The 19,979-nt window shown below is 70.0% G+C and carries 18 protein-coding genes; 14 read left to right on the forward strand and 4 right to left on the reverse strand.

Annotation, left to right across the window (positions count from 1 at the left end; all coding sequences use genetic code 11):
• Positions 1-5 precede the first annotated feature (5 nt).
• From FGL15_RS07125 to FGL15_RS07135, 3 genes are all read left to right on the forward strand, one after another.
• Positions 6-935: an aldo/keto reductase family oxidoreductase gene (locus FGL15_RS07125; protein WP_138945516.1), complete on the forward strand. Its 930-nt coding sequence runs from the start codon at positions 6-8 to the stop codon at positions 933-935.
• A gap of 131 nt (positions 936-1,066) precedes the next feature.
• The gene (locus FGL15_RS07130) at positions 1,067-2,101 is read left to right on the forward strand and encodes a LacI family DNA-binding transcriptional regulator (RefSeq protein WP_138945517.1); all 1,035 of its coding nucleotides are present in this window, start codon (positions 1,067-1,069) and stop codon (positions 2,099-2,101) included.
• 102 nt (positions 2,102-2,203) lie between these two features.
• Positions 2,204-3,646, forward strand: a complete 1,443-nt coding sequence (locus FGL15_RS07135; RefSeq protein WP_138945518.1) for an L-fucose/L-arabinose isomerase family protein — start codon at positions 2,204-2,206, stop codon at positions 3,644-3,646.
• A gap of 251 nt (positions 3,647-3,897) precedes the next feature.
• On the opposite strand, the gene FGL15_RS07140 is transcribed toward FGL15_RS07135, so the two are convergent.
• Complete coding sequence (locus tag FGL15_RS07140) at positions 3,898-4,506, reverse strand: DNA alkylation repair protein (protein ID WP_138945519.1); 609 nt, start codon at positions 4,504-4,506, stop codon at positions 3,898-3,900.
• Positions 4,507-4,545: 39 nt separating this feature from the next.
• Here FGL15_RS07140 and FGL15_RS07145 point away from each other — a divergent pair, with 39 nt between their 5' ends.
• Entirely contained in the window at positions 4,546-5,415 is an 870-nt protein-coding gene (locus FGL15_RS07145) for an NAD-dependent epimerase/dehydratase family protein (RefSeq protein WP_138945520.1), read from the forward strand.
• A gap of 18 nt (positions 5,416-5,433) precedes the next feature.
• On the opposite strand, the gene FGL15_RS07150 is transcribed toward FGL15_RS07145, so the two are convergent.
• Positions 5,434-6,726, reverse strand: a complete 1,293-nt coding sequence (locus FGL15_RS07150) for an MFS transporter (protein WP_138945521.1) — start codon at positions 6,724-6,726, stop codon at positions 5,434-5,436.
• 217 nt (positions 6,727-6,943) lie between these two features.
• Here FGL15_RS07150 and FGL15_RS07155 point away from each other — a divergent pair, with 217 nt between their 5' ends.
• A complete protein-coding gene (locus FGL15_RS07155; RefSeq protein ID WP_205858700.1) occupies positions 6,944-7,339 on the forward strand; it encodes an L-rhamnose mutarotase in 396 nt (131 codons plus the stop codon).
• Between the two features lie 206 nt (positions 7,340-7,545).
• Positions 7,546-8,685 carry an L-rhamnose isomerase gene (rhaI, locus tag FGL15_RS07160; protein ID WP_138945522.1) on the forward strand — a complete coding sequence of 380 codons (1,140 nt, stop codon included), beginning with the start codon at positions 7,546-7,548 and terminating at the stop codon, positions 8,683-8,685.
• 173 nt (positions 8,686-8,858) lie between these two features.
• Here rhaI and FGL15_RS07165 read toward each other — a convergent pair whose 3' ends face one another.
• Positions 8,859-9,692 (reverse strand): alpha/beta fold hydrolase, encoded by an 834-nt coding sequence (locus FGL15_RS07165; RefSeq protein WP_138945523.1) that lies wholly within the window; start codon positions 9,690-9,692, stop codon positions 8,859-8,861.
• A gap of 130 nt (positions 9,693-9,822) precedes the next feature.
• Here FGL15_RS07165 and FGL15_RS07170 point away from each other — a divergent pair, with 130 nt between their 5' ends.
• From FGL15_RS07170 to FGL15_RS07205, 8 genes are all read left to right on the forward strand, one after another.
• Complete coding sequence (locus FGL15_RS07170) at positions 9,823-10,431, forward strand: TetR/AcrR family transcriptional regulator (RefSeq protein ID WP_138945524.1); 609 nt, start codon at positions 9,823-9,825, stop codon at positions 10,429-10,431.
• Between the two features lie 198 nt (positions 10,432-10,629).
• Complete coding sequence (locus FGL15_RS07175) at positions 10,630-11,388, forward strand: DeoR/GlpR family DNA-binding transcription regulator (RefSeq protein WP_138945525.1); 759 nt, start codon at positions 10,630-10,632, stop codon at positions 11,386-11,388.
• Positions 11,389-11,626: 238 nt separating this feature from the next.
• On the forward strand, positions 11,627-13,666 hold the full coding sequence (locus FGL15_RS07180; RefSeq protein WP_138945526.1) for a bifunctional aldolase/short-chain dehydrogenase: 2,040 nt from the start codon (positions 11,627-11,629) through the stop codon (positions 13,664-13,666).
• Positions 13,663-15,126 carry a rhamnulokinase family protein gene (locus FGL15_RS07185; RefSeq protein WP_138945527.1) on the forward strand — a complete coding sequence of 488 codons (1,464 nt, stop codon included), beginning with the start codon at positions 13,663-13,665 and terminating at the stop codon, positions 15,124-15,126. Before FGL15_RS07180 ends, FGL15_RS07185 begins: the two co-directional genes overlap by 4 nt.
• Before the next feature lie 149 nt (positions 15,127-15,275).
• Positions 15,276-16,067, forward strand: coding sequence for a 2-hydroxyacid dehydrogenase (locus FGL15_RS07190; RefSeq protein WP_240773840.1), 792 nt, complete (start codon positions 15,276-15,278; stop codon positions 16,065-16,067).
• Between the two features lie 121 nt (positions 16,068-16,188).
• The gene (locus tag FGL15_RS07195; RefSeq protein ID WP_138945528.1) at positions 16,189-17,025 is read left to right on the forward strand and encodes a FadR/GntR family transcriptional regulator; all 837 of its coding nucleotides are present in this window, start codon (positions 16,189-16,191) and stop codon (positions 17,023-17,025) included.
• Entirely contained in the window at positions 17,018-18,358 is a 1,341-nt protein-coding gene (locus tag FGL15_RS07200; RefSeq protein WP_138945529.1) for an alpha-hydroxy acid oxidase, read from the forward strand. The genes FGL15_RS07195 and FGL15_RS07200 overlap by 8 nt, the downstream gene beginning before the upstream one ends.
• A 117-nt stretch (positions 18,359-18,475) precedes the next feature.
• Positions 18,476-19,168, forward strand: a complete 693-nt coding sequence (locus FGL15_RS07205; RefSeq protein WP_138945530.1) for an NAD(P)-dependent oxidoreductase — start codon at positions 18,476-18,478, stop codon at positions 19,166-19,168.
• Between the two features lie 31 nt (positions 19,169-19,199).
• Here FGL15_RS07205 and FGL15_RS07210 read toward each other — a convergent pair whose 3' ends face one another.
• Positions 19,200-19,958, reverse strand: coding sequence for a polyprenol monophosphomannose synthase (locus FGL15_RS07210; RefSeq protein ID WP_138945531.1), 759 nt, complete (start codon positions 19,956-19,958; stop codon positions 19,200-19,202).
• Between the last annotated feature and the right edge of the window lie 21 nt (positions 19,959-19,979).

Consider the following 19,979-nt stretch of genomic DNA (forward strand, 5'->3'; position numbering starts at 1 on the left):
GTCGGATGAAGACCATCCCCCTGCCCCAGACCGACCTGACCGCGTCCAGCATCGTCCTCGGCCTCATGCGGATCGAGGCCCTCGACGACGAGGCCATCCGCACCCTCTTCCACACCGCACGAGACGCCGGCGTCACCATGTTCGACCACGCCGACATCTACGGCTCGGAGCGTCACGGGTGCGAGCGTCGCTTCGGCGACGCCGTCACCCTCACCGCCGCCGAGCGCGAGCAGGTGCTCATCCAGTCGAAGGTCGGCATCCGCACAGGCTTCTTCGACTTCTCGGAGGAGCACATCCTCCGCTCCGTCGACGAGTCGCTCGCCGCCCTCAAGACGGACTACCTCGACCTCCTGCTCCTGCACCGTCCCGACAGCCTCGTCGAGCCGGAAGAGGTCGCGTCGGCGTTCGACACCCTGCAGGCCGCGGGCAAGGTCCGGAACTTCGGCGTCTCGAACCACACGCCGGCGCAGGTCGAGCTGCTGAAGGGCTCCGTCGAGCAGCCGCTCATCGTCAACCAGGTGCAGCTGAGCATCACCCACGCCCCGATCATCGCGTCGGGTGTCGCCGCGAACATGGCCGGCCTCGACCAGTCGATCGACCGCGACAACGGCATGCTCGACTACAGCCGCCTGACCGGCATGACCCTGCAGGCGTGGTCGCCGTTCCAGGCCGGCTTCTTCACGGGCGTCTTCATCGGCGATCGCGAGCACTACGCGGAGCTGAACGACGTGCTCGACGAGCTCGCTGCCGCACACGGCGTGACGCCGTCCGGCATCGCGACCGCGTGGATCACCCGGCACCCCGCGAACATCCAGGTCGTGCTCGGCACCACCAAGCCGTCGCGCGTCCAGGAAGCTGCCGCAGGTTCCGACGTGACGCTGTCACGCGAGGAGTGGTACCGCCTCTTCACCGCCGCGGGCCACACCCTCCCGTAGCGGTCGCCTCCGCCATACCCGCTGTCCCCAACTCAGGACACGAGCCGCGTGTCGCGCCTGCTGACCGGCCGACACGCCGCGGCCGTCCTGAGTTGGGGACGGGTACGCTCGGAGAGGAATCGGAGGGCAGCATGGCGAAGCACGACATCGGGTTCGCCGCCGTCGCCAGACTCGCCGGCGTCTCGAACGCGACCGTCTCCAACACGCTCAACCGCCCCGAGATCGTCGCCCCCGCCACGCGCGAGCGCGTGCTCGCCGCGATCGAGGAACTCGACTTCGTCCCCAACCGTGCCGCCGCCACCCTGCGACAGGGCACGAACCGGCTCATCGGTCTCGTCATCCCCGACATCGCGAACCCGTTCTACTCGGCGATCGCCCGCGGGGTCACCGAGGCCGCGGCCGAACACGGCTACACGGTCGCGCTCTGCGTGAGCCACGACGACCCGGACCTCGAACTCCGGCACTTCGAGATGCTCGCCGAGCACCGGGCTGCCGGCGCACTCGTCGCTCCGTTGACGGCCGATGCCTCCCGACTTGCCCAGCTGCGGCGGGTCGGCAGCCGCCTCGTGCTCATGGACCGCACCGCCCCCGAGGACACCGGCTGCTCCGTCGCGATCGATGACGTGCACGGCGGGGAGCTCGCGGTCGCCCACCTGCTCGCCAGTCCCGCCCAGCCGTCCGACGGGTCGATCGTGCTCGTGAACGGCGACCTGGCGATCCCGCAGTGCGCCGATCGACGCGAGGGCGCCCGGAACGCGTTCATCGCGGCCGGTCTCGACCCCGACGACCTCCACGAGGTCACCGTGGACGAGATGACCGTCGACGCGGGCCGTGTCGCAGGTCGCCGGATCGCGGCCCGGACACCGCATCCGACCGGCGTGTTCTGCACGAACGACCAGCTCGCGCTCGGCGTCATCAGGGGGCTGAACGACGGAGGTCTCGCGGTGCCGGACGAGGTGTCCGTGGTCGGCTACGGCGATCTCGCGCTCGCCGCCGACGGGCGGGTGCCGCTCACCACGGTCGAGCAGCCGAAGGACGAACTCGGGCGCATGGCCGTCGACATCCTCCTGGCCGAGCTGGGCGCCGACCGCGCGGCACACGAGCACGTCACCCGGACACTCGAGCCGTATCTCGTCGTCCGCGAGTCCGCTCCCCTGCCTGCCTGAGCAGCGGCGAGGCTGGACGCGGCGGTGACGCCCGGGTACAGTCATCACCAGAATTTAATCGATTAAATACTCCCGCGCCCCGCGCCCACCCAAGGATCGACGATGACCCACACCGCAGCAGCCCCCCACCCGCTCCTCACCCCGAAGGCCCGTCGGAAGCCACGCATCGGCCTCGTCGCCGGCGGCCTCGGCACCTACTGGCCGCAGTTCCCGGAGCTGCTCCCCCAGCTCCAGGCGTCGGCCCGGTACGTCTCGGAACGCTTCCAGCAGATGGACGCCGAGGTCGTCGACGTCGGCTTCATCTCGGACGCGCAGGAGGGCGACGCCGCGGCGGAACAGCTCCGACAGGGCGACTGCGACCTCATCGTCCTGTTCCTCACCACCTACCTCACCTCCTCGATGGTCCTGCCGATCGCCCAGCGCGCGAACACCCCGGTCCTCGTCATCGACCTGCAGCCAACCGAGCGGATGGACCACGCGAGCTTCGACACCGGCGCCTGGCTCGCCTACTGCGGGCAGTGCCCGGTGCCTGAGGTCGGCAACGTCTTCCGTCGCGCGGGCATCCCGTTCCGCTCGGTGTCGGGGTGGCTGCGTCAGGAGTCGGCGTGGGGCCGCATCTCGCAGTGGATCCGGGCGGCGCACGTCCGCGCAGCCCTCCGTCACGCCCGTCACGGCCTCATGGGCCACGTCTACCCCGGCATGCTCGACGTCTCCACCGACCTCACCCTGCTGCCGACCACCTTCGGTTCGCACGTCGAGGTCCTGGAGTTCGACGACCTCCGCGTCCTCGTCGACGAGGTGACCGACGCCGAGGTCGCAGACCGCATGGCCCTCGCCAGGGAGATATTCACCCTCGACGACACGGTGGTCGAGGACGACTTCGCGTGGGGAGCGAAGGTGTCGGTCGGGCTCGATCGACTCGTCGACGAGTTCGCGCTCGACAGCCTCGCCTATTACCACCGGGGTCGCGACGGCGAACAGCACGAGCGACTCGGCGCCGGCATGATCCTCGGCGCGTCCCTCCTGACCGCTCGTGGTATCCCCACGACCGGCGAGTACGAGCTGCGGACCACGGTCGCCCAACTCGCGACCCAGGTCGTCGGCGCCGGTGGGTCGTTCTGCGAGATCCAGGGTCTGGACTTCAAGGACGAGGTCGTCGAGATGGGGCACGACGGACCGGCGCACCTCGCCGTCAGCTCCCGCGACCCGCTGCTGCGCGGCCTCGGGGTCTATCACGGCAAGCGCGGCTGGGGGGTGAGCGTCGAGTTCGACGTGCGGCACGGGCCGGTCACGCTGCTGGGGTTGGGGCAGGACCGCGACGGCTCGCTCGCCTTCGTCGCGTCGGAGGGCGAGGTCGTCCCCGGCCCGCTGCTCGCGATCGGGAACACGACGAGCCGCGTCGACTTCGGGCGCGACCCGGGTGTCTGGGTGGACGAGTGGAGCGCGACCGGTATCGGGCATCACTGGTCGCTGTCGCTCGGACACCGGTCGGCTGACTACCGGGCTGCGGCGAGCCTGCTGGGGATCGACTTCCGCCAGGTGTGAGCGCCCGTCGGTCCCTGGGCCGCCCCGACCCCTGAGCCGAACCCGGTCCCCGCGCCGACCCCGGTCGCTGCACTGAACCCGGTCCCTGAGCCTGTCGAAGGGCAGCCCCGCCGAGGGCGCCCTCAGAACAGGAAGCCCTTCGGGGGCACTTCGACAAGCTCACTGACCGGACGAACCTGGCGCCCGGGACACCTCGGTCACTGAGCTGAACCCGGTCCCTGAGCCGAACCCGGACCTCGCGACAGGACGGATCAGAGCACGGCGCGAAGACGCTCCACCGCGGGCTCCACCACGGCGATCGGCGTCGGTCGCTGCAACCCTTCGAGCGCGACCGTGAGTCGGCGAGCGGCCCGGTCGACGTCCCCACCGCCCGCACCCAGCTCGCGGATCGGGGCGAGCAGTGCCGCCCGTCGTAACCAGGGCTCGTCCTGCATCCAGCGGTCGAGGACGGTCTCGGCTTTGGTCCGGGCCGTCCCGTCGAGGCGTTCCAGGAGCGGTCCGATGACGTCGGTGGCCAGCGGGTCGGCGAGCTCGGGCACTCGACCGGCGCGGACGAAACCTTCGATCCTCGTCAGATCGGTGTGCTTGAGCACCGGGACGCTCGACTGCAGGAGGACGATCGCGGCGAGCCGACGCTCGAAGACCGGCACGGCCCACAGCTCCGAGGCGAGGGCTGCCAGCTCGTCGTGCTCCAGTCCGGGGAACTTCCGGAGGGCGTCGCGCACCGTCCCGCGCACGGCCCCGACCGAGGAACCGTAGGACTGAAGCCCGTCGCCGAGCCGCTCGGCGACGTCCGCTGCCCGATAGCCGTCGCCCTCGTATTGGAGCGCCGCGTCGATGAACTCCCCCGCAGCACTCATCCCACCATTCTCACCCCTGGCGGCGGGTACGGTGGAGCGATGACCGTCGTGATCGTGGGACTCGGACAGCTCGGCTCGGACGTCGCCGGGAGGCTCCTCGCCCGCGGTGAGGACGTCGTCGGCGTGAAGCGTGCGGCGCCCGAGTCGAACCCGATCCCTGAGCCGAACCTGGTCCCCGAGCTTGTCGAGGGGCGCTTCACCCTCCAGCTCCGCGACCTCACGACAGCGGCCCCCGATCTCCCAGCGGACACGACGGCGATCGTGGTGGCCCTTGCGCCGCGGGCACGCTCGGTCGAAGCCTACGACGCCCTCTACCGCGACGGTGTCGGGCATCTCCTCGCTGCCGTCGCCGCCCTCCCCGGCACCCCACCCCGCATCCTGTTCGTCTCGTCGACCGCGGTGTGGGGCGAGGACGGTGGGGAGACGATCGACGACACCACGCCGGCCATCCCGACCACCGGCACCGCACGCGCCCTGCTCGCAGCCGAGGAGGCTGTCCTCGGCGCCGTGCCCGAGGCGAGCGCCATCCGCTTCGGCGGCCTCTACGGTCCGACGGCCACGATGTTCGTCGACCAGGTCCGCGACGGCCGCGTCACCCGGCCCTCCGGCTGGACCAATCGCATCCACCGTGACGACGCCGCTGCCGTGATCGTGCACCTGCTCGACCTGCCGGCGGCATCGCTCCCGCCGGTCGTGGCGGGCATCGACGAGGAGCCGGTCCTGCTGTCGACGGTCGCCGACTTCCTCGCCGATCGACTCGGCGTCGCTCCCCCGGCGCTCGACGACGCCGGTCGCACGCCGGAAGAACCGCACCGCGGCAAGCGCATCACGGCAGCCATCCTCCGCGACACCGGGTTCACCTATCGCTATCCCACCTACCGTGAGGGCTATTCGGCGCAGCTCCCCTGATCGGACGACCGGAGCGGGTCACGGCTGCTTCGTCACCTCGGCCATCGCCCGTCGACCGGACGGCACGAGCACGGCGACGGCGAGCACCACGAAGGTGAGCACGCCGGCGACGACGAGGAGCAGTTCGACGGAGACGACGTCGGCGAGCGGCCCGAACACGATCATCCCGAGCGGCATCGACACCGCCATGACGATGCCGACGAAGCCGAACACGCGACCCTGCCGCTCCGGTTGGACGCGCTCCTGCAGCAGGGTCATCGACGTCGTCGAGAAGAACGGCACCGCGATCCCGAGCAGGAACATGAAGCCGAAGAAGACCCAGAGGTTGGTCGAGAGCCCGAGCCCGATGGACAGCGCCCCGAACACCACCGAGGACCCGACGATCAGGAGCACGCGGTTCTTGGTGCCGCCCCAGATCGCGATGATCGCGCCGCCGCCGACCATGCCGACGCTGAAGGCGAGTTCGTTCACGGTGAGCATCCAGACCTCGTCGCCGAAGGAGCGGGCGATCATGAGCGGCGTGAGGTAGGACGGCGCGACGATCAACAGGAACACGATCGCGAAAAGGATGAGCAACCAGCGCACGAAGCCGTGGTGCCAGACGTAGCGCACGCCCTCGGTGAGGTCGGCGAAGTAGCCGGGGCGCTCGCCCGACCGCACGAGCGTCCGCACCGGTACGAGCAGCAGCAGCCCGATCCCGATCGCGGCCGTGACGACGTCGACGAAGAAGATCGCGACGAGCGACGCACTCGCGTACAGCGCGCCGGCCGCAGCCGGGGCGACGAGCATCATGGCCGACTGGATGGATCCGTTGATGCCGTTGACCCGCATGAGCTTGTCGGTCGGCGTGATCTGCGGGATGAGCGCGGAGACGGCCGGCATCTGGATGCCCGCGCCGACCGAGCGGATCGCGAGCGTGAGGAAGATGAGCCAGAGGTCGGCGGCACCGTTGATGAGGAAGATCGCGAGCGCGAGGGTCGTGATGGCGATCGAGCCGTCGGCCGCGATGATGAGCAGTTTGCGGTTCATCCGGTCGGCCCACACCCCGCCGAAGATCGACACGATCGCCTGCGGCAGGAACCCCGCGACGGCGGCGAACGCGAGCACGACACCGGACTTCGTCTCGAGCGTGAGGTGCCACATGATCGCGTACTGCACGAGCATTGAACCGAACAGTGAAACCGTCTGACCGGACAGGAACACCGCGACGTCGCGACGCCAGCGCGGGCTCTCCGAGGCGACGGTCGTCTCCTCCGAACCGTCGGAACCGTCGATCGTGGGTGCATCGGGTGGCGCGTCATCGGCAGCCATGGGATCCACGCTAGGGACTTCGCTCCGGGGTGTCCAGGGGTGATCGGCGCGGACGCCGGGCGCGCCCTGAAAGCCGAACGGTCGATGCACCCTGTCCAGATCTTCAGACGTCCGGGCAGCCGGTCCGTTGACCCGCGGCCGATCGCCCGGATACGCTGCTCACGATCGTCTGAATCGATTCAGAGGATCCGTGAACCGAACAGAAAGGTACGCCTCGATGACGAGTGCCCGACCCCTGCACCGCGTGTGCTTCCAGCTCCAGGTCAAACCTGAGCGCCTCGCGGAGTACCGCGAACGCCATGCCGCCGTCTGGCCCGACATGCTGCGGGCCCTCGCCGACACCGGTTGGCACAACTACTCGCTCTTCGTCCGCGACGACGGCCTCCTCATCGGGTACTTCGAGACGGAATCGCTCGAGGCAGCCCAGGCCGGCATGGCCGAGACCGAGGTCAACGCGCGCTGGCAGGCGGAGATGGGTGAGTTCTTCGTCGACCTCGACCTGCCACCCGACCAGGGCTTCCTCCAGCTCACCGAGGTGTTCCACCTCGAGGACCAGCTCGCCGCCCTCCCCACCACCACCACCACCGAGCCCGAACCCGAACCCCTTCCCTAACTCAGGATGCGGTCGGCGCGTCGCCCCCAGCGCGGGGAGCGCGGCACCCGACACGCCGCACCCGTCCTGAGTTGGGGCAGAACGTGCTGCACGAGTAGCGACGTTGAAACGATTCACGTATGCTGCAACCAGCGCCGTGAACGCGCACCAGACCACCGGAACACGCACAGAGAAGTGACCATGACCAGTTTCGACACCATCACCCCCTGCTCGAGAAGCAGGCCATCGAGCTCCCCTCGTGGGCGTTCGGCAACTCCGGCACCCGCTTCAAGGTGTTCACGACGCCCGGCACCCCGCGGACGCCGGAGGAGAAGATCGCCGACGCCGCCAAGGTGCACGAGTTCACCGCCCTCGCGCCGAAGGTCGCACTCCACATCCCGTGGGACCTCGTGGACGACTTCAGCGCGCTCCGTCGCTACGCCGAGGACCATGGCGTCGCGCTCGGCACCATCAACTCGAACACCTTCCAGGATGAGGACTACAAGTTCGGCAGCCTGACCCACAGCAACCCGGCGATCCGTCAGAAGGCGATCGACCACCACTTCGCCTGCATCGACGTCATGCACGCGACCGGCTCGCAGGACCTCAAGATCTGGCTCGCCGACGGCAGCAACTACCCGGGCCAGCAGGACATCCGCGGCCGGCAGGACCGACTGGCCGACTCGCTCCAGCAGATCTACGCCCGCCTCGGCGAGGAGCAGCGACTCGTGCTCGAGTACAAGTTCTTCGAGCCGGCGTTCTACCACACCGACGTCCCCGACTGGGGAACGTCCTACGCCCAGGTCGCGCAGCTCGGCGACCAGGCCCTCGTCTGCCTCGACACCGGCCACCACGCGCCGGGCACGAACATCGAGTTCATCGTCGCCCAGCTCCTGCGCCTCGGAAAGCTCGGCTCGTTCGACTTCAACTCGCGCTTCTACGCCGACGACGACCTCATCGTGGGCGCGGCAGACCCGTTCCAGCTGTTCCGGATCCTCTACGAGGTCGTCCGCGGCGGCGGCCTCGACGATGACTCGCCGGTCGCGTTCATGCTCGACCAGTGCCACAACGTGGAGGACAAGATCCCCGGTCAGATCCGCTCGGTGCTGAACGTGCAGGAGATGACCGCGCGCGCACTGCTCGTCGACCGCGACGCACTGACCGCGGCACAGGAGGCCGGCGACGTCCTCGGCGCCAACGGCATCCTCATGGACGCGTTCTACACCGACGTCCGCGGGCCACTCGCCGCCTGGCGCGAGAGCCGTGGCCTGCCCGCCGACCCGTTCGGCGCCTACCTGGCCTCGGGCTACCAGCAGCAGATCGCCGAGGAACGCGTCGGCGGGACCCAGGCGAGCTGGGGCGCGTAAGCGGGAAGGCCGAGCCCCTTCGACAGGCTCAGGGACCAGATACCGGTCATTGAGCCAGCCCCGGCCACTGAGCCAGCCCCGGTCACTGAGCTTGTCGAACTGCACACGCGCACACCCGCCCTTCGACAGGCTCAGGGACCGAATATTGGTCACTGAGCCCGTCGAAGTGCCGACTACTTCGCGAGGAAGGCGAGCAGCTGCTCGTTGACCTCGCGGTAGTGGGTCCAGAGCATGCCGTGCGGCGCGCCCTCGATCTCGACGTACTCGGCGGAGGGCAGCGCCTTCGCGAACACGCGACCGGTGGAGTCGATCGGCAGGACGCGGTCGCCGGTGCCGTGCACGATGAGCGACGGGACGTCGATCTTCGCGACGTCGGCCCGGAAGTCGGTCAGCCAGGTGGGCTGCGCCGCGACCGAGGCGTACGGCGATGCGTTGTAGGCGAGCTGCGTGTTCGCACGAAGCGCCTCCTCGCTCAGGCGCGAGCCGAGGTTCTCGTCCGTGTTGAAGAAGTTCTCGAAGAAGCTGGTGAAGAACGCGTAGCGGTCGTCGGTGACGGCCTCGAGGAGCCCGTCGAACACGTCCTGCGGGACACCCGTCGGGTTGTCGTCGGTCTGCAAGAGGTACGGCTCGAGCGATCCAAGGAAGACGGCCTTCGCGACGCGCTCCGAACCATAGGTGCCGAGGTAGCGGCCGACCTCGCCGGTGCCCATCGAGAAGCCGACGAGGACCGCGTCGTTGAGGTCGAGCCTGTCGACGACGGCCTTGAGGTCGGCGGCGAAGGTGTCGTAGTCGTAGCCCTCGGTGGGCTTGGAGGACTTGCCGAAGCCGCGGCGGTCGTAGGTGATGACGCGGTAGCCGGCGTCGAGGAGCGCCGCGGTCTGCTTCTCCCACGAGGAGCCGTCGAGGGGGTAGCCGTGGATGAGGACGACGGGCTGGCCGCTGCCGTGATCCTCGACGTAGAGCTCCACGGAGGTGCTGTTCTCGGTTCCGACGGTGATGAACGACATGGTTCGATTCCTTTCGTCTTCGGCGTCCGGACTCGTCGCCCGGTTCCACGCCCCGAATTGAGAACGATCGTTCTCTTCGGTGTCCATCAGCATAGGGAACGATCGTTCTCAATGCAAGTACACTGATGGAATGACCAGCGAACAGACGATAACGATCGCGTCGCCGAGCCCGGCGGCCGCACCCGCGACACCGGCCTCCGTGCGCGACATCATCGTCGACGCCGCCGACCGCCTGTACTACGCGAAGGGCATCCAGTCCGTCGGCATGGACGAACTGCGCTCGGCGGCCGGCGTGTCGTTGAAGCGCCTGTACTCGGAGTTCCCGAGCAAGGAGGACATCGTCCTCGCGGTCATGGAGCGCCGGCACGAGCTCTGGACCACCGGCGTCAGCGCGCTCGTGGACGACGCCGAGACACCCCGCGACCGACTCCTCGCGATCTACGACTACCTGGCCGGCTGGTTCAGTGACGACTCGTTCCGCGGCTGCGGCTTCATCAACGCCTTCGGGGAGCTCGGGGGCGTCTCCCCGGCCGTCGCCACCATCACCCGCGAACACAAGGCGTCCTTCCAGGACTACGTCGCCGACCTCGTCGCCGACGCCGGCGCCCCGGCATCGCTCGCCCCCCAGCTCGCAATCCTGGCCGAAGGCGCCCAGACCACCGCCGCCATCACCGGCTCCCCCGAGGCCGCGCTGCACGCGCGTCGCGCAGCCGAGACGCTCATCGACGCCGCCTCCTGAATCACCCGTGCGCTCGTGATGCACGACGGTCCGTAACTCAGGACGCTCGCGGCGCGCCGCGCACGCCACGCCGCGGCTTGTCGGCGACGCGCCGGGGTGCTCCTGAGTTGGGGACCGGACCGATGCCCTCCCCCACTGTGACATCCTGTTGAGACGGACACGAACGGACACGTCCGACACCGATGGACAGGGGGCGGCATGGCCACGACCGGCACGCTCGGCGCCGAGGAACGACGAACCCGACTGACGGCGATCCTCGAACGCGACGGCAGCATCCGCCTCGACGACGCGGCTGCGGAGCTCGACGTGTCCTCGATGACCGTGCGACGCGACCTCGCCGACCTCGAGCAGCTCGGCCTGGTACGGCGCGTCCGGGGCGGGGCGATCCCAACCCTGCGACCGAGGACCTTCACCGAGCGGTCCGCGACGGGCGTCCGCGAGAAGGGCGCCATCGTCGAGAAGCTCCGGGCGCTCATCCCGACGGACGGCGCGATCGCGATCGACGCCTCCAGCACGGCCGGTGGCATCAGTCGACTGCTCGGCGAGTCGACCCTCACGGTGGCGACCAACTCCTACCCGAACTTCCTCCTCGCCGGCGCGAACCGCGAGGTCACCGCGATCCTCGTCGGCGGCCAAGCCGAGTCGCGCACCGACAGCTTCATCGGCCCCATCGCCTGCCAGGCGGCGTCGTCGGTGCTCTACCGGCGCTTCTTCCTGTCGGCCGCCGCCATCGACCCGACCGTCGGCAGCTCGGAGGTCACCCTCGAAGAAGCGCAGGTCAAGCAGGCGTTCGCCCGTTCCTCCGACGAGACGATCCTCGTCGCCGCGTCCTCGAAGCTGGGGCAGCGCGCGATGGCGGTCGGCTTCGCCCTGGCGGACATCGACCTCCTCGTCACGGAACTCGACCCCTCCGACCCCGCGCTCGACGCCTACCGCGACGCCGTCGAACTCCTGTAGCCCCTCGACAGACTCGGGAGGAGCGGGTCCGCGGTACGGAGTCGCGTGCCCTTTTCCCCCTAACTCAGGAGGCCGGCGGCGTGCCGCACGCAACACGCCGCCGCCGGGCGCAGACACGCCGGAGCGCTCCTGAGTTAGGGACACCGCACTCGATGGAAGCTTGTGGGTTCTGTCGCTTCGTGTAACACTTAACACGATTGAACACCGGGCACGGACGTGCCCCGACGAAGGAGTGCGAATGTCCGTGAACCCAACCGCTGCAGAGCTCATCGCCCGCAGCAACCGCCTCGGGAGCGACCCGAAGAACACCAACTACGCCGGCGGCAACACCTCGGCCAAGGGCACCGAGATCGACCCCGTCACGGGCGAGCCGGTCGAGCTGCTCTGGGTCAAGGGATCCGGCGGCGACCTCGGCACGCTCAAACCCGAGGGCCTCGCGGTCCTCCGCCTCGACCGCATGCGCGCCCTGCAGGACGTCTACCCCGGCCTCGACCGCGAGGACGAGATGGTCGCCGCCTTCGACTACACCCTGCACGGCAAGGGTGGCGCGGCCCCGTCGATCGACACCGCCATGCACGGCCTCGTCGACGCGGCCCACGTCGACCACCTGCACCCCGACTCCGGCATCGCCATCGCGACCGCCGCCGACGGCCCCGAACTCACCGCGAAGATCTTCGGCGACAAGGTCGTGTGGGTCCCGTGGCGTCGCCCCGGCTTCCAGCTCGGCCTCGACATCGCCGCCATCAAGGCCGACAACCCGCAGGCCATCGGCACCATCCTCGGCGGGCACGGCATCACCGCCTGGGGTGACACCTCCGAGGAGGCTGAGGCGAACTCCCTGTGGATCATCGACACCGCGGCCGCCTACATCGAGGCGAACTCCCGCCCCGAGCCCTTCGGTCCGGCGCTCGACGGCTACGCAGCCCTCCCCGAGGCCGAGCGTCGTGCCAAGGCGGCGGCCCTCGCGCCCACCATCCGCGGGCTCGCCTCCGCCGACCGCCCCGTCGTCGGCCACTTCACCGACAGCCCCGAGGTCCTCGACTTCCTGGCCTCGGCGGAGCACCCGCGTCTCACCGCGCTCGGCACGAGCTGCCCCGACCACTTCCTCCGCACCAAGGTGAAGCCACTCGCGGTCGACCTGCCGGCAACGGCGAGCGTCGAGCAGGTCATCGAGCGCCTCGGCACCCTGCACGAGGCCTACCGCGAGGACTACCAGGCCTACTACGACCGCCACGCCACGGCTGACAGCCCGGCGATCCGCGGCGCCGACCCCCTCATCGTCCTCGTCCCCGGCGTCGGCATGTTCAGCTTCGGCAAGGACAAGCAGACCGCCCGCGTCGCCGGCGAGTTCTACGTCAACGCCATCAACGTCATGCGCGGGGCCGAGGGACTCTCCACGTACGCGCCGATCGACGAGGCCGAGAAGTTCGCGATCGAGTACTGGGCGCTCGAGGAGGCGAAGCTGCAGCGTCAGCCTGCGCCGAAGCCACTCGCGACCCGCATCGCGCTCGTCACCGGTGCCGCATCCGGCATCGGCAAGGCCATCGCCACGCGTCTCGTCGCGGAAGGCGCGGTCGTCGCGATCGCCGACCTCTCACTGGAGAAGGCGCAGGCCGCAGCTGCCGAGCTCGGCACCACGGACGTCGCGATCGGCATCGCCGCCGACGTCTCGAACGAGGCCGCCGTCCAGGCCGCGATCGACGAGACGGTCCTCGCCTTCGGCGGGCTCGACCTCGTCGTCAACAACGCCGGTCTCTCGCTGTCGAAGTCGCTCCTCGAGACAACCGAGGCCGACTGGGACCTCCAGCACAACGTCATGGCGAAGGGCTCGTTCCTCGTCTCGAAGGCCGCCGCACGCGTGCTCATCGACCAGAAGCTGGGCGGCGATATCGTCTACATCTCGTCGAAGAACTCCGTGTTCGCCGGCCCGAACAACATCGCCTACTCCGCGACGAAGGCCGACCAGGCCCACCAGGTCCGCCTCCTCGCCGCGGAGCTCGGCGAGTACGGTGTGAAGGTGAACGGCATCAACCCCGACGGCGTCGTCCGCGGCTCCGGCATCTTCGCATCGGGCTGGGGTGCGAACCGCGCGAAGACGTACGGCATCGACGAGCAGGACCTCGGCAAGTTCTACGCGCAGCGCACCATCCTCAAGCGCGAGGTCGTCCCCGAGAACGTCGCGAACGCGGTCTTCGCGATCTGCACGAGCGACTTCAGCCACACGACCGGACTGCACATCCCCGTCGACGCGGGTGTGGCCGCGGCCTTCCTGCGATGAGCGGGGCAGGCCGGAGCGGCACCGTCGCGGCGGTCGACCTCGGGGCCACGAGCGGGCGGGTCATGCTCGGCCACGTCGGCCCCGGCGAGCTGCGCCTCGTACCCGTCGCGCGGTTCCCGAACACGCCCGTCCGCACGCCGGACGGCCTGCACTGGAACATCCTCGAGCTGTACCGCTCGATCATCGCGGGGCTGTCGGGCGCAGCGAAGCAGGAGCCGCACCTGGCGAGCATCGGCATCGACTCGTGGGCGGTCGACTACGGCCTCCTCCGGCAGGGGCGCCTCCTCGGCGCACCGTTCCACTACCGCGACGAACGGACGGCGGCAGGTGTCGAGGCGGTCCACGGAACGGTCCCCTTCGCCGACCTCTACCGCGTGAACGGCCTGCAGTTCCTGCCGTTCAACACCGTCTACCAGCTCGCGACCGAGCGTGACGCCGGCATGCTCGACGTCGCCGACACCGCGCTCCTGGTGCCCGACCTCATCGCGCACTGGCTGACCGGCGCTCGTGTCGCCGAGGCCACCAACGCGTCGACCACCGGCCTCGTGCGCGCCGGCGAACCGACCAGGTGGGACGCCGGACTGCTCACCCGGCTCGGCATCCCGGCGTCCGTCCTCCCGCCCATCGTCCAGCCGGGCGATCGCATCGGGACGCTCCTCGACGCGGTCGCCGCCGAGGTCGGTCTGCCCTCATCCACGCCCGTCACCGCCATCGGCTCACACGACACGGCCTCAGCGGTCGTCGCCGTCCCGATGACGACCCCGGACGCCGCCTACATCTCGTGCGGCACCTGGGGGCTCGTCGGGGTCGAGCTCGAACGCCCGGTCCTCACCGAGGCGAGTCGAGCGGCGAACTTCACGAACGAGGGCGGCGTCGACGGACGCACCCGCTTCCTGCACAACGTGATGGGACTCTGGCTCCTGAGCGAGTCGGTGCGCACCTGGGAGCGCGGTGGCGAGACGATCGACCTGCCCGGGCTCATCGCCCAGGCCGCCGCGGTCGACGCTCCGGTCTCGGTGTTCGATGCGAACGATCCCCGGTTCCTCGCCCCCGGCGACCTGCCCGCGCGCATCGCCGAGTTCCTCGTCGAGCACGGGCGCGCGGTGCCGCAGTCCCGTGCCGAGTTCGTCCGGTGCATCATCGAGAGCCTGGCGCAGGCGTTCGCGGATGCGGTCCACACGGCCTCCGAGCTGTCCGGGGTCCAGGTGCGTGCGATCCACGTCGTCGGCGGCGGATCCCAGAACACGCTCCTGTGCCAGCTGACGGCCGATCGTGCGGAGATCCCTGTCATCGCCGGCCCGGTCGAGGCGACGGCGCTGGGGAACGTCCTCGTCCAGGCCAGGGCGGTGGGGATCATCGACGGCGACCTCGAGACCCTGCGCGCCCTCGTCGCCCGTTCCTTCGAGCCGACCCGCTACGAGCCGCGCAAGCCTGCCGGCTCCACGAGCGTCACCAGGTAGCGTCGCAGCATGACCGCTTCTCCACTCATCGTCAGCCTGCCCGCCGAACTGCGCGAGGAGGTGCTGTCGCAGGGCCCCTCCCCGAGGGCGTCGAGTTCGTCGAATGGGACCTCCGCACCGACCCGCCGGTCGAGCACATCGACCTCGTCGTGCCCGTGTACCTCGGCTCGAACAAGCCGCTCGCGAACGTCGCCGCGGTGACGCCGAAGCTCGTCCAGGTGCAGTCGATCGGCTACGACGGCCTCGCGGACCTCCTCCCGGCCGGCATCACCCTCGCCAACGCGGCGACCGTGCACGAGGCCTCGACGGCGGAGCTCACGGTCGGGCTCATCCTCGCCTCGCAGCGGGGCATCCCGGACTTCGTGCGCGCCGAGCGGACGGGCGAGTGGCTGCAGAGCCAGCGCCCGAGCCTGGCCGACCGCCGCGTACTCCTCATCGGGTACGGCGGGGTCGGCGCGGCCATCGAGGAGCGGCTACTCCCGTTCGAGGTGGAGGTCACCCGGGTGGCGTCGAGCGCGCGGGAGGACGAGCGGGGGCCGATCCACGGCATCGACGAACTGCCCGAGCTCCTGCCGCACGCGGAGATCGTCATCGTCGTCGTCCCGCTCACCGACGACACCCGCGGCTTGATCGGAGACGCCTTCCTGGCGGCACTGCCCGACGACGCCCTCGTCGTGAACGTCGCCCGCGGCCCCGTCGCCGACACCGACGCACTCGTGGAGCACGCGACAAGTGGTCGCATCCGACTCGCGCTCGACGTGACCGACCCCGAACCGCTGCCCGCCGACCACCCGCTCTGGTCCCTGCCGAACGTGCTCGTCTCCCCGCACATCGGGGGCGCGACGAGCGCCATGCTGCCGCGGATGGCGCGTCTCCTGCGTCGACAGATCGAACATCTGTTGGCCGATGAGGAGCCGGAGAACATCGTCCTCCGTACCTGAGACGGGCGTCGTCGTCCGTCGACTTCCCTTCGCAGAAAAATCTGCGGCGAGGGCTCGCGTTGAATCGGTTCAAGAGGTAGGGTTTGTGGTCTGACCACACCGCAGTGTCGAAGGAGGATCGATGAACGCACCAGCGACAGCCGCGCCAGCAGCGGCCCCGGCGACACCGCCCGCGGCCGCAGCGGCGGAGCCCCGGGCCTGGGAGGTCGTGCTCGCCCGCATCGAGTCGGACCTCCTCAGCGGTGTCCTCACCCCCGGCGACCGCCTGCCCGGCGAACGACAGCTCGCGATCGACCTCGGCGTCGGTCGGTCCAGTGTCCGCGAGGCGATCCGCGTCCTCGAGGTCCTGGGGCTCATCCGCACCCACACGGGATCCGGCCCCACCGCCGGCGCGATCATCGTCGCCACGCCGTCCGGTGGCATGGCCACCCTCATGCGGCTCCAGGTCGCGGCGCAGGGCTTCGCCGTCCAGGACGTGGTCGACACCAGGCTCGTGATCGAGACCGCGGTCGTCCACAGTCTCGCGTCGCGTGCCGAAGCGGCCGTCCCCGATCTCACGCACCCCGAGTCACTGCTCGACGCGATGGACCAGCCCACCCTCACCGAGGCCGAGTTCCTCGCCCTCGACGCGCAGTTCCACCTGTCGCTCGCCGAGGCGGAGGGCAACCAGGTCCTCGTCGCCACGATGTCGGGCCTCCGCGACTCCATCGAGCGCTACGTCCTGGCCGGTGTCCCACAACTGGCGTCGTGGTCAGCCACCGCCGACCGCCTGCGCGCCGAGCACCGGGGCATCGTGGAGGCGATCCGCCACGCCGACGCCGAGCTGGCCCGTCAGTCCGTCCGCTCCCACATCACCAACTACTACCAGGCTCGCGAACTGTCAGAAGACGACAGTCCGCACCCCTCGACACCCACCTCAAGCGACAGTTCGCGGAAAGAAGAGACAGACCATGGTTGAACGCCGCATCCCCAAGCCCCACGACCTCCTGCCGCTCATGCAGTTCAAGAAGCCGGAGTTCAACGCTCGCCGGCGACGCCTGGCGGCCGCCACCACCATCAGCGACCTGCGCACCATCGCCAAGAAGGTCACGCCGACGGCGCCCTTCGACTACACCGACGGCGCCGCCGAGGGCGAGATCTCGCTGGCCCGGGCACGGCAGGCGTTCCAGGACATCGAGTTCCACCCGGCCGTCCTGAAGAACGTCGCGAACGTCGACACCGGCTGGGACGTCCTCGGCGAGCGTGTCGCGTTCCCCTTCGGCATCGCTCCCACCGGCTTCACCCGCATGATGCAGACCGAGGGCGAGCGCGCTGGAGCCTCCGCCGCAGCGGCCGCGGGCATCCCCTTCACCCTGTCGACCATGGGCACGACCTCGATCGAGGACGTCAAGGCGGCAGCGCCCGGTGGCCGCAACTGGTTCCAGCTCTACATGTGGAGCGAGCGCGAGCGGTCGATGGCGCTCGTCGACCGCGCGGCAGCGGCCGGCTACGACACCCTCGTCGTGACGGTCGACACCCCCGTCGGCGGCGCCCGCCTGCGCGACGTCCGCAACGGCATGACGATCCCGCCGTCGCTCACCCCGAAGACCATCGTCGACGCGCTCCCCCGCCCGGCATGGTGGATCAACTTCCTCACCACGGAGCCGTTGGCCTTCGCGAGCCTCGACCGCTGGTCGGGAACCGTCGCGGCGCTCATCGACACCATGTTCGACCCGACCGTCGGTCCTGACGAGGTCAAGTACATCCGCGAGCAGTGGAAGGGCAAGCTCATCGTCAAGGGCGTGCAGTCGGTCGCCGATGCGAAGCTCGCCGTCGACCTCGGTGCGGACGCCGTCCAGCTCTCCAACCACGGCGGCCGCCAGCTCGACCGCGCGCCGATCCCGTTCCACCTCCTGCCGAGCGTCGTGCGCGAGGTCGGCAAGGACGCCGAGGTGCACCTCGACACCGGCATCATGAACGGCGCCGACATCGTGGCGTCCGTCGCGCTCGGCGCACGCTTCACCTTCATCGGCCGCGCGTACCTCTACGGGCTGATGGCCGGCGGGCGCGAGGGCGTCGACCGCGCGATCCAGATCCTCTCGGGCGAGATCGTGCGCACGATGAAGCTCCTGGGTGTCGCGTCGCTCGAGGAGCTGCAGCCGCACCACGTGACCCAGCTGTCGCGGTTCACGACGCTGCAGCCGATGCCGGAGCAGTCGTCGCTGAGTGCCGGTCGCCCGGCGGCTGCGAAGCCCGCGGCACCGGCGGCTCGAAAGGCTCCGGCCCGGAAGCCGGCGGCCGCGAAGGCCTGACCGCCCGACCGAACGCGGTCACCGCCGCACTCCACGGGTTGTCCCCGATGTCCTCCGTCGCTCCGTCGGGAACGATGGAACTGTCCCGACGGTCGCACCACTTGCGCCGTCGGGCCGGTGTTCGACGATCTGGAGGCGACGGTGGCACAGCTCCTCGTGATCGGTGGGAGCGGCCGCACCGGGCGACTCATCATCGGCGAGGCTCTCCGCCGCGGCCACTCGGTCACCGCGCTCGTCCGCGACCCCGCCGCCGTCGTCCCCGGCGACCGCCTGACGGTCGTCCAAGGGTCTCCCCTGCGGAGTGAGGACGTCGAGGAGGCCATGCGTGGCGCGCAGGCCGTGATCATCGCCCTCAGCAACATCGGCTCGTCCGACTGGCCGTGGGCGCGCCAGGTCAGCCCTCCCGACCTCATCTCGAACGCCGTGCGGGTCGTGACGGACGCGATGCGCTCGCGCGGCCTGCGTCGAATCGTCCTCCTCTCCGCGCTCGGTGCCGGCGAGTCGGTCCGGAGCGTCCCCGCCGGCCTGCGGTGGGCGACGCACTTCCTCCGACTCGGCACCGTCTACGCCGATCACGAGCAGGCGGACGCGTTCCTCCGGCGCTCGGAGCTCGACTGGACCATCGTGCACCCGACCGTGCTCTCCGCCAGCGAGGCCCGACGCCCGGTCGTGTCGTCACCGCCGGGAAGCTGGCCGAGCTCGCTCCGCATCCCTCGCTGCGACGTCGCCGCGTTCCTCGTCGACGCGGTCGACGACGAGGACCTCATCGGCTCGGCTCCGGTCATCTCCTCGGGTCCGCGCCGCAGCTGACGGTGCGCCCGCCGACGGGCGCCACCGCGACTCAGGAGCCGGCGGCCGCCCGTGACGCTGCCGGACGACGCCCAATGATGCGGTCCGTCAGTTCGCAGACGCCCCACCAGGTGACGCGGAGCATGGCTTCCACGACGATGCCGCTCGTCATCTTGGAAGCCCCGAGCGTCCGCTCGGTGAAGGTGATCGGCACCTCGACGATCCGCAGACCGGCGCGGTTCGCGTGCCAGAGCATGTCGACCTGGAAGCCGTAGCCGTGGCTGTGGACCTCGTCGAGCTGCAGCCGACGCAGTGCGTCAGCGCTGAACACGCGGTAGCCGCCGGTCACGTCGCGGGCGGGGAGCCGAAGTGCGAACCGGGCGTAGGCACTGCCGACCCGCGAGATGGCCTCGCGATGCTTGGGCCAGTTGACGACGGTGCCGCCCGGGACCCAGCGCGACCCGAGGACGACGTCCGCCTCCGCGGTGGCCGCGAGGAGTGCCGGCAACTGCTCGGGGGCATGGGATCCGTCGGCGTCCATCTCGACCACGTTGCCGAATCCGCGCCCGAGCGCCCAGGCGAAGCCGGCCTTGTAGGCGGCGCCGAGCCCCTCCTTGCCGGTGCGGTGCAGCACGTGCACCGCGTCGTCCTCGGCGGCGAGCCGGTCGGCGATCGCTCCGGTGCCGTCGGGTGAGTTGTCGTCGACCACCAGCACCTCGACGGATGGAGCAGCGACACGGACGCGCGCGACGATCCTCTCCAGGTTCTCGCGTTCGTTGTAGGTGGGAATGATGACCACCGTGGAATCCATGTGCCGTCCTCGTGTCTGCTC

The organism is Plantibacter sp. M259 (assembly GCF_006065115.1).
GTDB classification, from domain to species: Bacteria; Actinomycetota; Actinomycetes; order Actinomycetales; family Microbacteriaceae; genus Plantibacter; species Plantibacter auratus.

Bases quoted from the DNA above. Each gene is read 5' to 3' on its own strand.
- FGL15_RS07125 (WP_138945516.1), top strand. From the start codon at position 6: ATGAAGACCATCCCCCTGCCCCAGACCGACCTGACCGCGTCCAGCATC.
- FGL15_RS07130 (WP_138945517.1), top strand. From the start codon at position 1,067: ATGGCGAAGCACGACATCGGGTTCGCCGCCGTCGCCAGACTCGCCGGC.
- FGL15_RS07135 (WP_138945518.1), top strand. From the start codon at position 2,204: ATGACCCACACCGCAGCAGCCCCCCACCCGCTCCTCACCCCGAAGGCC.
- FGL15_RS07140 (WP_138945519.1), bottom strand. From the start codon at position 4,506: ATGAGTGCTGCGGGGGAGTTCATCGACGCGGCGCTCCAATACGAGGGC.
- FGL15_RS07145 (WP_138945520.1), top strand. From the start codon at position 4,546: ATGACCGTCGTGATCGTGGGACTCGGACAGCTCGGCTCGGACGTCGCC.
- FGL15_RS07150 (WP_138945521.1), bottom strand. From the start codon at position 6,726: ATGGCTGCCGATGACGCGCCACCCGATGCACCCACGATCGACGGTTCC.
- FGL15_RS07155 (WP_205858700.1), top strand. From the start codon at position 6,944: ATGACGAGTGCCCGACCCCTGCACCGCGTGTGCTTCCAGCTCCAGGTC.
- FGL15_RS07165 (WP_138945523.1), bottom strand. From the start codon at position 9,692: ATGTCGTTCATCACCGTCGGAACCGAGAACAGCACCTCCGTGGAGCTC.
- FGL15_RS07170 (WP_138945524.1), top strand. From the start codon at position 9,823: ATGACCAGCGAACAGACGATAACGATCGCGTCGCCGAGCCCGGCGGCC.
- FGL15_RS07175 (WP_138945525.1), top strand. From the start codon at position 10,630: ATGGCCACGACCGGCACGCTCGGCGCCGAGGAACGACGAACCCGACTG.
- FGL15_RS07180 (WP_138945526.1), top strand. From the start codon at position 11,627: ATGTCCGTGAACCCAACCGCTGCAGAGCTCATCGCCCGCAGCAACCGC.
- FGL15_RS07185 (WP_138945527.1), top strand. From the start codon at position 13,663: ATGAGCGGGGCAGGCCGGAGCGGCACCGTCGCGGCGGTCGACCTCGGG.
- FGL15_RS07195 (WP_138945528.1), top strand. From the start codon at position 16,189: ATGAACGCACCAGCGACAGCCGCGCCAGCAGCGGCCCCGGCGACACCG.
- FGL15_RS07200 (WP_138945529.1), top strand. From the start codon at position 17,018: ATGGTTGAACGCCGCATCCCCAAGCCCCACGACCTCCTGCCGCTCATG.
- FGL15_RS07210 (WP_138945531.1), bottom strand. From the start codon at position 19,958: ATGGATTCCACGGTGGTCATCATTCCCACCTACAACGAACGCGAGAAC.